Source organism: Egbenema bharatensis FJBBOT/2019, from assembly GCF_048077055.1.
Lineage (GTDB): Bacteria > Cyanobacteriota > Cyanobacteriia > Elainellales > Elainellaceae > Egbenema > Egbenema bharatensis.
The window spans coordinates 1,663,847-1,678,505 of record NZ_CP182236.1 but is presented as its reverse complement, the minus strand read 5'-3'; the positions used below and the strand labels follow the sequence as shown (position 1 = coordinate 1,678,505).

Annotated in this window: 9 protein-coding genes, 2 pseudogenes and 1 riboswitch; of the genes and pseudogenes, 7 read left to right on the top strand and 4 right to left on the bottom strand. The window is 52.1% G+C overall.

The window, feature by feature from the left end:
• Nucleotides 1-221: 221 nt before the first annotated feature.
• The 5 genes and pseudogenes from thrB to ACM1PF_RS07900 all read left to right on the top strand — a co-directional run bounded on the left by thrB (nt 222) and on the right by ACM1PF_RS07900 (nt 3,679).
• Nucleotides 222-1,150 (top strand): annotated as a pseudogene (gene thrB / locus ACM1PF_RS07920) (homoserine kinase).
• 27 nt (nt 1,151-1,177) lie between these two features.
• Complete coding sequence (locus tag ACM1PF_RS07915; RefSeq protein ID WP_416673853.1) at nt 1,178-1,333, top strand: hypothetical protein; 156 nt, start codon at nt 1,178-1,180, stop codon at nt 1,331-1,333.
• Nucleotides 1,334-1,499: 166 nt separating this feature from the next.
• A riboswitch (Glutamine riboswitch) is annotated at nt 1,500-1,626 on the top strand.
• A 34-nt stretch (nt 1,627-1,660) separates the two neighbouring features.
• Nucleotides 1,661-1,837 (top strand): DUF4278 domain-containing protein, encoded by a 177-nt coding sequence (locus tag ACM1PF_RS07910; protein ID WP_416673852.1) that lies wholly within the window; start codon nt 1,661-1,663, stop codon nt 1,835-1,837.
• Between the two features lie 254 nt (nt 1,838-2,091).
• Entirely contained in the window at nt 2,092-2,277 is a 186-nt protein-coding gene (locus tag ACM1PF_RS07905; protein ID WP_416673850.1) for a hypothetical protein, read from the top strand.
• Nucleotides 2,278-2,474: 197 nt separating this feature from the next.
• Nucleotides 2,475-3,679, top strand: a pseudogene (locus tag ACM1PF_RS07900) (homocysteine biosynthesis protein).
• A gap of 97 nt (nt 3,680-3,776) precedes the next feature.
• On the opposite strand, the gene ACM1PF_RS07895 reads toward ACM1PF_RS07900, so the two are convergent.
• Nucleotides 3,777-5,072 (bottom strand): hypothetical protein, encoded by a 1,296-nt coding sequence (locus ACM1PF_RS07895; protein ID WP_416673849.1) that lies wholly within the window; start codon nt 5,070-5,072, stop codon nt 3,777-3,779.
• Between the two features lie 812 nt (nt 5,073-5,884).
• Here ACM1PF_RS07895 and ACM1PF_RS07890 point away from each other — a divergent pair.
• Nucleotides 5,885-6,733 (top strand): tetratricopeptide repeat protein, encoded by an 849-nt coding sequence (locus tag ACM1PF_RS07890; protein ID WP_416673848.1) that lies wholly within the window; start codon nt 5,885-5,887, stop codon nt 6,731-6,733.
• 75 nt (nt 6,734-6,808) lie between these two features.
• Here the strand turns inward: ACM1PF_RS07890 and ACM1PF_RS07885 are convergent, their stop codons facing one another.
• Nucleotides 6,809-8,398: a glycoside hydrolase family 57 protein gene (locus tag ACM1PF_RS07885; protein ID WP_416673846.1), complete on the bottom strand. Its 1,590-nt coding sequence runs from the start codon at nt 8,396-8,398 to the stop codon at nt 6,809-6,811.
• A 123-nt stretch (nt 8,399-8,521) separates the two neighbouring features.
• Here ACM1PF_RS07885 and ACM1PF_RS07880 point away from each other — a divergent pair, with 123 nt between their 5' ends.
• Complete coding sequence (locus ACM1PF_RS07880; protein ID WP_416673845.1) at nt 8,522-11,728, top strand: hypothetical protein; 3,207 nt, start codon at nt 8,522-8,524, stop codon at nt 11,726-11,728.
• A 401-nt stretch (nt 11,729-12,129) separates the two neighbouring features.
• Here ACM1PF_RS07880 and ACM1PF_RS07875 read toward each other — a convergent pair whose 3' ends face one another.
• Together ACM1PF_RS07875 and gatA are read right to left on the bottom strand one after the other, a co-directional pair.
• Nucleotides 12,130-13,059, bottom strand: a complete 930-nt coding sequence (locus tag ACM1PF_RS07875) for an alpha/beta hydrolase (protein ID WP_416676594.1) — start codon at nt 13,057-13,059, stop codon at nt 12,130-12,132.
• 87 nt (nt 13,060-13,146) lie between these two features.
• Nucleotides 13,147-14,598, bottom strand: a complete 1,452-nt coding sequence (gene gatA / locus ACM1PF_RS07870; protein WP_416673843.1) for an Asp-tRNA(Asn)/Glu-tRNA(Gln) amidotransferase subunit GatA — start codon at nt 14,596-14,598, stop codon at nt 13,147-13,149.
• Nucleotides 14,599-14,659 lie beyond the last annotated feature (61 nt).

Sequence of the window (14,659 nt, the reverse complement as noted above, 5' to 3'; positions counted from 1 at the left end):
GCGCATCTATCCTGTCGCAGTGATTCAGTCGATCAACTCAGATCTGACATAATTTCGATCGGGCATAATTTCGATCGGGTGTATCCCACTTTTGCATTTGCATGATGGATAGTTCACTGGCAGGCAAGATGCCTGCGCTACGGAAATCGATCAATTTGCATAAATTGGGATGCTCCCATTTCGATTTGGCACTATTCGCTCTGTCTATTCGATTTTCACCTATGTCAAACTGTTTTACCGTTGCTGTTCCTGCTACCACTGCGAACCTGGGCCAGGTTTTGATTGCATTGGGGCTGCCCTGACGCTTTACAACCGCTTTGAGTTTTCCCCGCTTCCCACCGATTCGCAGCAGTCCTTGACGATTACCGTGAGCGGACTGGAGGCAGAACGAGTCAAGACGGACGACAGCAATTTAGCCTATCGGGCATTTGCGCACCTGTATCACCAGATTCAGCAACCAATTCCACCCATTCACCTTGCGATTAATTTAGGGGTGCCCCTGGCGCGGGGGTTAGGGAGTTCTGCCACTGCGATCGTCGGTGGATTGGTGGGAGCCAATGCGTTTGCAGGTTCGCCGCTGTCCCCCGAAGCTGTGATGCAACTGGCGATCGACCTGGAAGGCCATCCTGATAACGTAGTGCCTGCCCTGGTCGGTGGTTGCTGCTTGGCGGCTACAGCCCCGGATGAAACCTGGACGATCTGCGATGTGCCCTGGCATCCAACGGTGATTCCCATTGTGGCCATTCCCGACTTTGAGCTATCCACCGCTGAAGCTCGCCGCGTTCTTCCCCCCCACTACAGCCGTCCAGACACCATTTTTAACGTGGCACACCTGGGAGTACTGTTGCGAGGACTGGCAACCGGGCGATCGAACTGGCTCCAAACCGCCCTCCAGGATCGAATGCATCAACCCTATCGTCAAACCTTGATTCGGGGTTACAACGCTGTGGAGTCCGCTGCCCTGGAGGCTGGAGCCTACGGTCTGGTGATTAGTGGAGCTGGCCCAACCCTGCTGGCCCTGGCAGATGCTGAGCATGCCCAAAGGGTACGATCGGCGATGAAAGATGCCTGGATTGCTCAGGGAGTGCAGGTTCAGGTTGAAGTGCTGCAACTGGATGCAACTGGCGCGGTATTAGAAGAAACTGAATAGCATGACTCAATAACGGAAACAGCCACAATGCGATCGACATTTCAGGTCAACACTCAGCAAAAGGTGGAAATCATCAACATTACGCCCCAGGTGCAAAAGGCGATCGATGCATCGGGGGTCGGGGAAGAAGCCTGTACGATTTACCTGTGCGAGTTTGATGGCCCGCGCGATCGTCAGGTTTAGTTACGAATTATGTCTGACACCTCAGAGCCATAGCTGCGATCGATCGCTTCAAAGCCTCAAAATAGCAGCATTCTTCTTCTGACTCCCACCCTCTGCACCCCGAAACTCCATCTTGAGGCAGGTTGACAGCAATTCGGCAAAAGGTAACAATAGATACAGAATTTCAATCGTTCATCCCCTTCACTCATTTTCGATTGGTTCACATGGTTGCCTGGAGGGAAATTCTGAAGCGAGATCCTTCGGGCAGATCCAGTAGGGGACGGAAGTAGGGAAGCATCCCGAAGGAACGCGCCTCATCCTCAATCAAACTATGGAGGCGATCCTCAAATGGAACTACACTATCGCGGCTCAACTTACAATCACGATGATCTCAATGTTGAAATGGCAGATAGCGGCATCGTTGCTCACTATCGTGGGGCTGCTGCCAAGCTTCGTCAACCTAAGCGCAATCTGGAGCAGCATCCTCCCCAACGGCTGAAGTATCGTGGTGCCTGGGTGAAGTAGTTGAACGATGATGTGAACCTAGTGGTTAACTTGGACTGAAAAGCGGAGGAGTAGGTGTAACGAAGACCTTTCTTCTCCTGAATGCAGTAGGCTAAAGGCACTCCCCCCCGGAGTGCTTTTTCTTTAGCTGGTTTTTCTTCGACCGTAGCTCTCCTGGATCCTCTGGCTCGTCTGGATCCTCTGGTTCGTCTCACCTTTTCATTCGTGGACATAAACTGCTATCGTGAGCTTCGATCGCCCAGGACGTTGCCAGCATGAACATTGCTATTTTTATCCTGAAAGTCTTTCTACTCTCTACCGGACTATCGCTTGCTATTAAATATTTAGCTCCCTCCTTTACCATCGCAGCCACTCCAGCTAACGCCCTCATTGCTGTATTTTCACCTACTCTGATCATGCTGATGTTGTTCAGTTGGAAAGCCTGGAAGCAGCAGGGATAAGGTTCGGGAGAACTTTTATCAAACCGCTATTTCCCATTCCTTGTCCGGGCGAATCACGATTCGCCCCTACCCCTACCCCTTGTCCGGGCGAATCACGATTTGCCCCTACCCCTACCCCTTGTCCGGGCGAATCACGTTCGCGCAGCGTCTCCAAAGGAGTTATCGCCCCTACCCCTACTCCCTACTCCCCACTCCCTATGCGATCGATCGCTGAAATTAACGAAAAAATCCAACGGCACCAGGCGGTGGTCATGACCGTTGAAGAATTGAAAGCACGAGTGCAAGCGGTCGGTGTTACTCAGACGGCCAGGGAAGTGGATGTGGTCACGACGGGAACCTTTGAGCCGATGGAGTCCTCTGGCGCAATTCTGAATATTGGCCACACAGATCCGCCCATCAACATTCGCCAGTGCTGGTTAGATGGGGTTCTGGCCTATTCTGGGTTTGGAGCCGTTGATTTGTACTTAGGCGCGGCTCAGTTGGCAGATTCTGTGGGGATGGGGGAAGGAGCGGATAGTCCGGAGTTTAAGGAGCGGGGCGGTGGTCACGTCATCGCTGATTTGATCGCTGGAAAGGCAGTTCACCTGCGGGCGATCGGCCACGTGACAGACTGCTACTCTCGCCCAGCCTTTGAGACCACCATCACCCGCGATACAATCAATCAGTTCTACCTATTTAATCCGCGTAATCTATATCAAAACTTTATTGTAGGAGTCAATGGTAGCGATCGGCTTTTGCATACCTACTTGGGCCCCTGCACCCCCACTTAGGGAATGCAGTGTATTCTAATCCTGGCTCCATTTCTCCCCTGTTCAACGATCCGGATCTGGAACTCATCGGCATCGGATCGCGGATTTTTTTAGGCGGTGGTATGGGTTACGTAGTGGGGGAAGGAACCCAGCATTTTCCCCAACAGAAGCGGCTGCCTAACCGGACACCAATTGGCCCAGCTTCAACCCTGGCCCTGATGGGGGATGCCAAACAGATGAATTCTCGCTGGGTTCGGGGTTGCTACTTCAAAAACTATGGCGCATCCCTGATGTTGGGGGTGGGAGTCCCGTTACCGGTGGTGCGAGAGGAAGTCGTGGCCCGTTGTGCGATTCAAGATCAGGATCTGGCCGCGCCGATCGTCGATTTTTCCATTCCGCGTCGAGTGCGTCCGACCTTTGGTCTGGTCAGCTATGCTCAACTCAAATCAGGACGAATTACGATCGAAGGTAAAACGGTGCGGGTTGCTCCCTTAGCCAGCATCTACCTATCGCGCCAGGTTGCCCTGGAACTGAAGCAGTGGATTGAGTCAGGACAATTCACCCTGACGGAACCCGTGGCTGCTATCCCTATGGAACGCACTTTTCTGGCCCAGGAGGAGTGGGGAACTCAGATTTCTCTGGAAGGGGGATAAGGCAAGAAGGGGATAAGGAGAACCTCCCATCCCCAATATTTTTTTAAAGAGCAGGTGGGTAGAGCAGGTAGGATAAACCTCCTGCAAGCATTTGCATCTACCCCTCGCTGTTTTCAGGATTATTCCGTCGCTTAATGACGGGCTTCGGTAGAGGACTCCGGCCCTGGGCTGGGCTGGGGCGATCGCCACTGCGAGAGGGGGGACGTTGCTGTTGTCCGTCACGGGGAGGCCCACTCCAGCGTTTCCGTCCGGGAGGCCCTGCCTGCGGTCGTCGTTGACGGGGTTTGCCCCCGCCGCCCCTGTAACCACCGTCGCCACTCTTCCGTTTTTGGGGTGGAACGGCTGCAATTAAGGTGCCATCCCGCACCACCAGTTCGTTCCCTTCACGCTGGACATTCAAATCCCAGAAGTATCCGACTGCTTTACCTTCTAGCTTTCCTTTGAGGGACACCTTAAAGGCCTTTGACTCATCTGTTCCAGGCTTGGGAACACGACGAATTTTAACTAAGATGCGCTCTTCTTCCACAGATTGATAAATGATCTCGCCCCGTACCGAAAAGTATTTGTCGTCCAGGTCGGAATCCGTAGAAGGGAGGGGGGTTGCTTCCGCCTTAGCGGGGGTGTCCGTTGCTTCCACCTGTTGCGGGGGTTGATCGGCTGGCTCAGAATCAGGCTCAGAATCATCCTGCTCAATTTCTGCTCCTTCGGGTTCCTCAGCCTCAGCCGTTTCGCTAGCGAGGGCTTTGGCCGCTTCCGCGTCATCCTCCAGTTCAGATTCCAACTCAGCGGCATCGAAACCGCTCTGGTCATCCTCCGCCCCTTCGCCATCCATCCGATTCAGCTTTTCAGGTTCCCAAACCCCAACAATCTGAACGTGCAGGTCGCTATCTCCCTTTTCACGGGTGCGAGGATAAACCACCCATAGATGGGGCTGTTCCAAATCGAGATGCTTCTTCACCAGGCTCATCACCCGACCCAGCAGCACTGCCCCGATGGAAAATCCATCATCGGTGAGCAAATTACCCCGCGTGAACTGTTCTTCAGATGCTTCATACTTACCCCGAACTAAACCGATCGCCCGATACTGCATGGGTTCACTGGCGGGCGGGATAGGCTGCTGCCGCACAATGGCTTGATTCGAGCTGTTCGGTTCATCCGATGCAGGCTTGGTGCTGGTTGCCGCAGGTTCGATCGCCTCAGGTTTAGCCGGAGCAGTTAGCTCTGGAGCCGCCACTGTCTCTGCGGGAGTTGCTTCAGACTCTGAAGGTTGAGCCGCGGGAGGCAGATCCGCAGGCGTTTCAGCAACGGTTGCTGGTTGGGTCTGTAATTGATCACTCCCAGATTGATTTTTTTGATCTTTCCCGGAGGATGGATCTTTAGATTGATCGTTCACGGATGCCTGCTCTTTCGCAGCTGATTTCGCAGGTGAAGGATTGGTCGATGAAGGATTTTCCGATGATGGCCTTTCTTCTGTAGATGACATGGTCGCTGATGAATGATGAGGAGCAGGAGGCACTGCGGTCAGAGGGGAGTCTTGAGGCTGATCCATTTTAGTTTCTGCGGACGATGGAGGTTGAGAGACTGAATCGGTTTTAACATCAGCCTGGGCATTCGGTTTTGCAGCCGATTTGGGGGACTGATGGGATTTATCAGCAGAACTCATAGAACCTCCTTACATAGCGGAAACCTAGCCGTTCATCGGTCGCTAAAGCAACAGCATATGAACCCAAGCATTAAAATTCCAATTTGGAATTAAACACTAGGTTAGCATTCGGCCTAAATGTCCTTTGCGCTTGCTTTGAATTTTAGACATTTCACCCTAGACTTCATATTACAGAGCGATCGATAGAACCACACTTCTCGAACCGAAAGCGACTAAAGATGAGGTTTCCTTGAGTCTAGCGTTTTGAGTCTAGACCGTTGCCATATGTTAAGGAGGAATTGAGAATAATCTGGTTGATTCATCCAATTTGTTTATACAATTGCGATCACCCAGATCAGGGATTTCTGCTGTAAATTCTCTGCAAAGCTTTATTTTGCTGGTTTTGATGAGTCAGAGGTGAGGAGAGAAAGGTTTGAAGAGAACCTGTGGTGCAGTCATTGGTGGTGCAGCAGGATAGGCAGAGATCGCTAAGATGGCTGTAGAGTTTGGGACGAGATGTGTTCGATAAGCGAAATCGTTGGATCATCACCACGATCCTGGGAATGGCAGTGCTTGCTTTTGTGGGACTTTCGGTTGCGCCTTTGATTGGTGCGTTTCAAGGTACGCCCCAGATCGCCAACAGCCCGACGGCATCAACGGACGATCGCCTGGAAACTGAAGCCAGGGGGTATGAAGCGGTACTCCAGCGGGAGCCAGATAATGAGTCTGCCCTCCGAGGGCTGTTGGCTGTGCGGATTGAGCAGGGCAATATTCCAGCTCTAATTCCGGTTTTAGAGCGGCTAGCGGCTGACAATCCTGAGCAGCCGGATTATGCAGTTTTGTTGGGGCAGGTGAAGGAACAGGTCGGTGATTTGGAGGGCGCAGCTCAGGCCTATCGTGGCGTTCTGGAAACTCGTCCTGGAGATGTGAATGCGCTAAAGGGGTTATCTGCCCTCTTGCTGCAACAGGAACGTCCCCAGGCGGCGATCGGCTTATTAGAGGACACCCTCCAGACGTCCAATGAGGCCAACCAAATTCAGCCAGGCAGTGTTGATGTGGCCTCGGTGCGCGTTTTGCTGGGAGAAGTTTACTTTAAGCAAGAACAGTACGAAGAAGCCATTGCTACCTTTGATCGGGCGATCGAAGGCAGTCCAGAAGACTTCCGGCCCATTCTCGGTAAGGCCCTGGTTCTGCAAGCTCAGGGCAGAAACGATGAAGCTGCACCGCTATTTGCCTCGGCGGAAGCCCTCGCGCCTGATCAATACAAGGATCAAATTCAGCAAGCTGCTGCGGGTGCTACAACCACTACCCAGACCGATACTCCTGCTCCAGCCGTCGATGAGACGATCGAGCCAGCTTCAGAGGGGAATTCATCGAACGTAGAGTCCGATAGTCCGGCGGAGGCAGAGTAAGGGGAGTACAGCATTCCGCCCCTACCGGGTTCTGGGACATGACTGTTCTGCATTCCCCTTACTGGCTGCTCCTCCTCATAACGGCCGATAAACCTGATAATTCACCTTCGGAAAGATATTGTCGATCGCCTCGACTTTCTCTAGCCAGCCTGCATCAATCTTGTCCTGGTTGAAGTCTTCCCAAATTTTGTTAAACCGTTGGAGATGCGATCGGGTGCGTCTCACGGCATAGGGAACCATCGTTCCAGTACGCATAATGAAAGCCCAGTCCGAAGATTGGGCCAGCAGGAGTTCCCTGGCAGCCTGATTCAGGGCCCGCCACTCTAGCTCATCCTGTGCCTCTCTGCGCGAGAGGGCAATCATCCGTTCCGTTGCTTTGTGCAGGTGGGGATAGATCCAGGCATTGGTTTCGTTTAACCAATATTCATGAAAACCTCGAAAGCCCCAGCTAGACTGAGCCGGACGGCAAACTTGCTGGGTTGGATGCCTCTGCAAGTAGTCCGCTAGGTGAGTCATTTCGTAGGTACTTTGATCAAACCAGGTCTTGCGGAATAAATAGTCTAAAAACCACGGGCCCTCGTACCACCAGTGACCGAACAGCTCCGCATCGTAGGGGGAAACAATGATGGGAGGACGCTGCATGATTTCGTACAGATGCCCCACCTGCTGTTCCCGGTTAAACATAAAATTCCCGGCGTGTTCGGCTGCTTTTTCCTTCGCCCAGTGGGGATCGTATAGGGTTTTGTCGCTTAACCCCAGCCCTCGACCTGTAATTTTGTGATACTTTACGCCCGTATTTTTTCGCTGACCATTGGGCATGATATAAGGCTTAATGTACTCATAATCGGCATCCCAACCGAGATCTCGATAAAATTCTCGGTATTCTGGGGAGCCAGGATAACCCACTTCCGATGACCAGACCTGCTGGGACGATTCATGATCACGCCCAAACACAGCAACTCCGGTTTCCGTAAAGATGGGGGCATAGGTGCCAAATCGGGGTCGGGGGCGAGCATACAGGATGCCGTGGCCATCCGTCAGGAAGTAGCGCAATCCAGCATCTGCAATTAACCGCTCCAATCCGTCGTAGTAGGCACATTCAGGGAGCCAAATTCCCTTAGGCGGCTGCCCAAAGTTTTCTTCATAATGTTCACAAGCAACCTGGATCTGTGCCCACACCGCCTGTGGGTACATTTTCATTAAGGGAAAGTACCCGTGGGTTGCTCCACAGGTAATAATTTCCAGGTTATTGCTGTCGAGAAACTGCTTAAAGGCGGTCACCAAATCATGGTTGTACTGCTCCCAAGTTTGTCTGACCTTGCTAAACTCATTGGCATAGAACTCTGCCAAATAGCGGAGGTGTCCGTTGTGAACGTGGTGATCGATTTCTCGTTCAATTAATTCCTGTAACTTGCTGAGGTGACTGTCGTAACGTTCCTGTAATAATGGATCGCGCAGCATTGACACCAAAGGGGGAGTCATGCTCATGGTTATTTTGAAATCGATGCCATCCCGCTTGAGTCCCTCAAACATATGTAGCAGCGGGATGTAAGTTTCTGTAATTGCCTCAAACAGCCATTCCTCTTCTAAAACATAATCACTTTCCGGATGCCGCACAAAGGGCAGATGGGCGTGTAAAACGAATGCAAGGTATCCAAGGCTCATAGGTCAGAGAAAGTCACAGGCTGAAAGTGGGCAAGTTCTATCTAATGGGTAATGCGACAAGCTAATGCCAAGATTGTAAAGCAAAAATTAAGCAAAACGAATGATGGGTCAAATTGTTGAGTTATGACACAGCTACATCTCATAGAACAAGCCAAACAGGGTGATCCCGATGCGATCGCCACTTTGATGAACAAGTCCCTGCAACCCAAAGGCATGACGGCTACGGTTGAGCGGTATGGCGATCGGTTGGAGGTGCTCCTGGAGGCAGAGCGGGTTCCAAACCGACAGGCACTCACGGCTTTTGTGGAAAAGGGAATTAGTAACCTGGGGATTCAGGTCATTCAATCGGTCAAAGTCTCAGGGCGAGAAAGCGGGTCAGCTTTTTCCTCCTGGACAGAGGAGTTACACCTGAATTCAGAAACTCCCATACCTGAGTTTGAGCCAGAAGTTCCTGCCGCGCCAGTGGTGACACCGGAATTAGAACCCAGTGCTGTGACGGATGCGATCGCTACAGAACCGGGTTTCCATGATGATTTCAACCATGACGATTTCAACATGGATGCGGTGGCGGAATCCGTACAGGATGAACGACGGCTGAATGAACTGACTCAGTTGACTGACCTATCCCAACTTCAGGATTTGCTTTCCGAGGAGCCAGAGCAACCCATTTCAGACCGCCAACGCCAATTGTTGGAGGAGCAGATTGAAACGATCTGGCAGGAACAAACCAATCAGCCCGATAATTTTCTGTCTGATCTGATGTCCTCTGCGCCAGAAGAGCCAGCAATGCAGTTTGAGGATGGGTCGGATGCATCCCTGGGGATACAGTTTCCCGATGAGGGGCAATCCGACCAGTTCTGGCAGTCTTCGGAATTTGAGAGCGATCGCAACCTGGATCAGGATTTCTCAGAGTTCGGCAATGATGCGTTTCTGAGTGATTTGTCCTCCGATCGCCCTGAAGATGCTGATTCCGCTGAATTGGAGCTGGATGCCTTTGCTGATTCCGCTGGATCTGCCGAATCTCAGAACACGGAACAGGACTGGATGAGTGCTCTGGAGAGTGAAGAAGATGAGCCAGATGAAATTTTGACAGATTTCATGGATAACCAGATTCAGGCTCCGATTCTGGACTTTGAGGAGCTAGTGGGCGAAGAAGATGAACCGGATGAGATATTGCTGGACTTTTTGCCCAGATCGGAAGAAACCTTCGAGGAATCTGCCGATCGCGCTTTGGCTGAGGCATCGCCTTCGTTCGATCCAGATTTGGATGAGCTAGCTGGACTACCCTCGGAAGCAGAAATTGTCAATTTTTTTGAAGAGACATCTGAACCGATCGCTGAATCAACCTCCGCACCCGTCGCAGAAGATTCGATTACCTTCCTGCGGGATTTACCCGCTGAATTTACGACCCATTCCTACGACATGGCAGTGGATACGCCTGAGCAGGACTTGAGCTTTTTGGAGGATGGGCAGACGGCGATCGAACCGCAGAGTGGAACTCGATCGTTTGAGGCAGATGAATTTAGCTCAGGATTTGGGTCATCCAACGATTTTGGGTCAGATGAGTTCCGAAATGAGTCAAGTGAGCTATCCTTTGACGATGTTTCGCAAACAGACGATGTTTCGTTAACATTTGATGACTCATCCGACCAACCTGGATCGTTCTCTGATGCTCCAGCAGCGTCGTGGGATCAGCCCCCGATAGAATTCCTTCAGGACGAACCCGACCTGGCTCTTCCAGAAATGCCCACTGAGCAACTGGATGAACCATTGGCAGGGTTCATAGTGGATTCATCGGATTTATCTGATTCCGCTCCTGCATTGGAGGAGAAAGGGGACTTTCCACAGGGTTTCCTTCAATCGCAGGAACCTTCAGGAGATTCGTCGGAGGAGTTCTATGTAGACCCAAACGAGAATCCCTTTATTGAGCAAATGGAAGAAAACAGAGACCGTCCCGACGAATTCCCTTCAGATACACCAAAACCATCCGACGGGGAGTTTGAAGCGTTCAATCAGACAGATTGGCAACTCCCGGACGATGAACCCAACTTTGCTGAATCCGGCGACTTGAGTGAATCCGACGAATTTGATTTGTCTGGTCTGTCGTCTGATCTCTCAGAGCTATCCCTGGAACCGCTTGATCCCCTGGAAACAACAGATACTTCAGCATCACCTGAAGGATTTTCGTTTTCTGAATCATCCTCCGATGACCTTTCTGATGAAGCCCTCGAAAATTTCTTTGCCACCGATTCCCAAACCCCATCCACGGATATCGATCCAGCCTCGCCCCTGTCCCAGCCGATCGATACTGATTTTCAGTTGGATCAATACGATCAGCCTGATCAGTACAGTCAGCCAGGTGCGTTTGAGCAATCCAGTGAATTCGGTGCATTGAATGAGTTTGGCCAGCCAGACGAGTTTGGCCAGCCAGATGACTATAGCCAGCCAGATGACTATAGCCAGGTCGGTGATTTTGATCAGCCCGATCAGTACAGTCAATCCGATGAGTTTGGCTTAGGCGAACCCTTTGCCACCTCCTCTAGCTCTCTGCCCACGCAGCCGCCCTCTTTCCCCGATACCGAAACCCCCGAATCCCAGTATCCAACTACGGAAATCCCTGGTTCGCAGCTTGCTGATACGCAGATCCCGGTGCGGGAAGAATTGTCTCAGGAAGCCCTGGAAGAGCAGCTTGAAGCCTACGAATTTGGTCAACCCCCAAGAGAAGATCCGTCACTGGACAGGACGGTAGACCGTGACGATCGCATGGTTCCGGTTGATCCAGACGCAGAAGCCCCTGCTGAGAATCGGAGTTCTCCCTGGTTATTCCCCCTGATTTTCCTGGGCATTAGCGGCTGGATTGTGGGCTTGATTAGCTTTGCCTTCCTCTGGTCGCGGCTCTCGTCTCCTCCTCCCCTGGTGGGACAAAATGGTTCACCGGATGCCGCTAATGTGGCTGATGACCCCACTGCCGCTGCTGCTGCCTGTACTCCACCGGCTGAAGGGGGTGCCCCTGTTGCTTTGAGTGATTTGCAGTTTCAATCTAATACGGCAAATCCACAGCAGGTCAATCTGGTGGGTTGTGTTACCAACCGGACTGAACAGGCGATCGATATTGTGAGTGTTGCCTATCGTTCGGGGGCAGGAGGTGGAACGATCGGCGGGCTAGATATTCCCGATGGATTAATTCAACCGGGACAAACGGTAGCCTTTACCAGCCGCTTTACGGTTCCGTCCGATGTCCAAAATATGGCGATCGACACGGTATTCTGGCAGCCTGCTGGAGGAACCACTTCTCAGGAGGCAGGGACTTCAATCCAGGTGAATCAATGATCGCTCTACGGCACCTCCCCTCGCCAGGGGGAGGTTGGGCGGGGTTGAATGGGGAGTCCATCAAAAGGTGATGGGCATAACCGGGGGATTCATGCTCCCACCCTTAGATTCAATCCCTTCAGGGCTGAATTCCCTCCGACCCGGAAGCACCCATCATCCCAAGGGCAATAAGAATTTAACGCGAGAATCCGTAGTGCAGGCATCTTGCCTGCCAGTGAACATCTTGCTTTTCAGTGAATTTTTGTTGCCAGTAAATTTTTGTCAGCAGTGACATTTTGTCATGCAAAGGCAAAATCAGGGGCAAAATCGGGATGGTTCATCTGGAGCGCGGTATCTTGCTCACGAAGGGGAATCATCCGATCGGGATGCTGGAATGCGGGAATAATCAAACGATCAGTCGATCAGTTCCCCGCTCCCGATGATCGGTTCCCCGCCCTTGATATTGGACTTAGCTTTCCATCCGTCGCTGCATCCGCTTTTAGCACAAAGGATTGCACCGTTTGTAAGTACTCTGCCCCGGCCACTTCCGCAACGTTGTTGTGCCCTGCTTCAGGGACAAGATAGAGCTGCTTAGGGTCTGGAGCGGCTGCATACAGCTTTTGACTCATGGAAGGGGGAACCGTCGTGTCGGCCAATCCGTGAATAAACAGCACAGGGGACTGTAACTCAGGTACTTTTTGAATTGAGTTAAATTCTTGCGTCAGCAGCCAGTCGATCGGGAAGAGTCGCAGGGACGGATTCAGGTTGACCATATCCCGCAAGGATGAAAAGGATCCATCAATGATGAGTCCGGCCATCTCAGGATGGCGAGTGGCCAACTCAATGGCGATCGCGCCACCCAGCGAATGGCCATACACAAAAATTCGATCGGGCGGAATTTGGCGTTCCTGAGTCAGGTAGCTCCACATGACTTCAGTGTCTTTATATACCTGCTCCTCGTTGGGAAATCCTCCCTCACTCAGCCCGTAGCCTCGATAATCCATCAACAGCACTGAGAAACCCATCTGGTAAAACCGATGAGCATGGGCAATATTCGCTCCAATATTAATGCCATTCCCGTGTAGATACAGTAGAACCCCCACTTCACGATCGGCTTCGACGGGCAACCACCATCCGTGTATCCGCTCAAGGGGATCTTCGGATACCGTGAGCCAGATCTCCTCATACTCCAGGTTAAAAAACGCTGGGGTTGTTTCAATCCGCCAAGACGGAAAGAAAATCATCCGGGTTTGCCGAAAATACAGAAAAGCGCAAATGGCGATGTAGGCGATCCCCAATCCACCAAGAATTGGCAGGAACGGTTTTAGAAACACCGGGTAAGGCTGAGACATCATTAGCAATTTGATTCCAGCAATTTGATTCCAGCGGTCTTCAGGGGGCAAATCTAATGAGGTTCTACGGTTCTACTGGGTTCAAACCTAAGGTTGCTGCTGATGCCAATCCGTTGCCTGCTCGTAACCATAGGCTGCCTGGAGCAACACATCCTCCCGTAGGACGTTGGTAATCATTTGCAGTCCGATCGGTAATCCCTGTTGATCAAACCCACAGGGCAAACTCAGGGCCGGCAATCCCGCCAGATTCACCGGAATGGTCATCAAGTCCGTCAGGTACATACTCAGGGGATCGTTCGTCTTTTCCCCTGCTTTGAAGGCAGTAATGGGAGAGGTGGGGCAAACCAGCACATCCACGTCTGCAAAGGCTCGTTCAAAATCCTGCTTAATGAGCGTCCGGACTTTCTGAGCTTTCAGGTAGTAGGCATCATAGTACCCGGCAGACAGGGTATAGGTGCCAATCATGATCCGGCGTTTGACCTCTGGGCCAAACCCCTGGGCGCGAGTTTGCGTATACATATCCATCAAACTTTCCGCATCTTCTTTACGAAAGCCATACTTCACGCCATCGTAGCGGGCCAGGTTAGCGGAGGCTTCCGAGGGCGCGATGATGTAGTAAGTTGGCAAGCCGTAGCGAAATTTAGGGCAGGAAATTTCCTTGACTTTTGCGCCCAGCTTTTTCAGTTGATCCACCGCATCCATCACGGCTTTGCCGACGACGGGATCTAACCCTTCACCAAAGGTTTCTTTGATAATGCCAATCCGCAGTTTCCGCTTTTTCAACACATCTGGCTGGAGCAGGCTGGCGTAATTGGGGATCTCGACCTTGAGACTGGTGGAATCTTTGGGATCATGGCCGGCGATCGCCTCCAGCAGCACGGCAACATCCTCCACCGATCGACCAAACGGGCCAATCTGATCCAGCGATGAGGCAAAGGCCACTAACCCATAGCGAGACACCAGCCCATAGGTGGGTTTCATGCCCACCACACCACAAAAGGAAGCCGGTTGACGAATGGATCCGCCCGTGTCCGATCCCAACGCCACAACGCATTCTCCAGCCGCCACCGCTGCCGCCGAGCCGCCGGAAGATCCCCCTGGCACTCGTTCTAAATCCCAGGGATTTGCCGTGAGCTGAAAGGCAGAGGACTCGGTGGAACTGCCCATGGCAAACTCGTCCATATTGGTTTTGCCCACCATTACGGCTCCGGCAGCGGCCAGCCTGGTGGTCACTGTCGATTCGTAGGGTGGCACAAAGTTTTCCAGAATTTTAGAAGCGCAGGTGGTCGGAATTCCCTGAGTACAGAGATTGTCCTTAATGCCGATCGGAATTCCAGCCAGTAAACCCAGATCCTCCCCCGCAGCCAGTCTGGCATCCACCTGTTTAGCCTGCTCTAGGGCACGATCGGCGGTTACACACAGAAAGCTATGCAGTTTGGGTTCCAGGGCTTTGACCTGCTTGAGATAGTCCTGAGCTAGCTCAACTGCTGAAATTTCTTTCTGAATTAGCTGATGGTGCAACTTACGAATGGATGCCATGAATACGCCTCGTGGAAATATTACGCTTCGTGACCAGATAGGCACTGAGCCAATTAAAAAG

Coding starts and splice junctions, on each gene's coding strand:
- ACM1PF_RS07880 (WP_416673845.1), top strand. CDS start 8,522: ATGACACAGCTACATCTCATAGAACAAGCCAAACAGGGTGATCCCGAT.
- ACM1PF_RS07915 (WP_416673853.1), top strand. CDS start 1,178: ATGCGATCGACATTTCAGGTCAACACTCAGCAAAAGGTGGAAATCATC.
- gatA (WP_416673843.1), bottom strand. CDS start 14,598: ATGGCATCCATTCGTAAGTTGCACCATCAGCTAATTCAGAAAGAAATT.
- ACM1PF_RS07890 (WP_416673848.1), top strand. CDS start 5,885: ATGGCAGTGCTTGCTTTTGTGGGACTTTCGGTTGCGCCTTTGATTGGT.
- ACM1PF_RS07905 (WP_416673850.1), top strand. CDS start 2,092: ATGAACATTGCTATTTTTATCCTGAAAGTCTTTCTACTCTCTACCGGA.
- ACM1PF_RS07875 (WP_416676594.1), bottom strand. CDS start 13,059: ATGTCTCAGCCTTACCCGGTGTTTCTAAAACCGTTCCTGCCAATTCTT.
- ACM1PF_RS07885 (WP_416673846.1), bottom strand. CDS start 8,398: ATGAGCCTTGGATACCTTGCATTCGTTTTACACGCCCATCTGCCCTTT.
- ACM1PF_RS07910 (WP_416673852.1), top strand. CDS start 1,661: ATGGAACTACACTATCGCGGCTCAACTTACAATCACGATGATCTCAAT.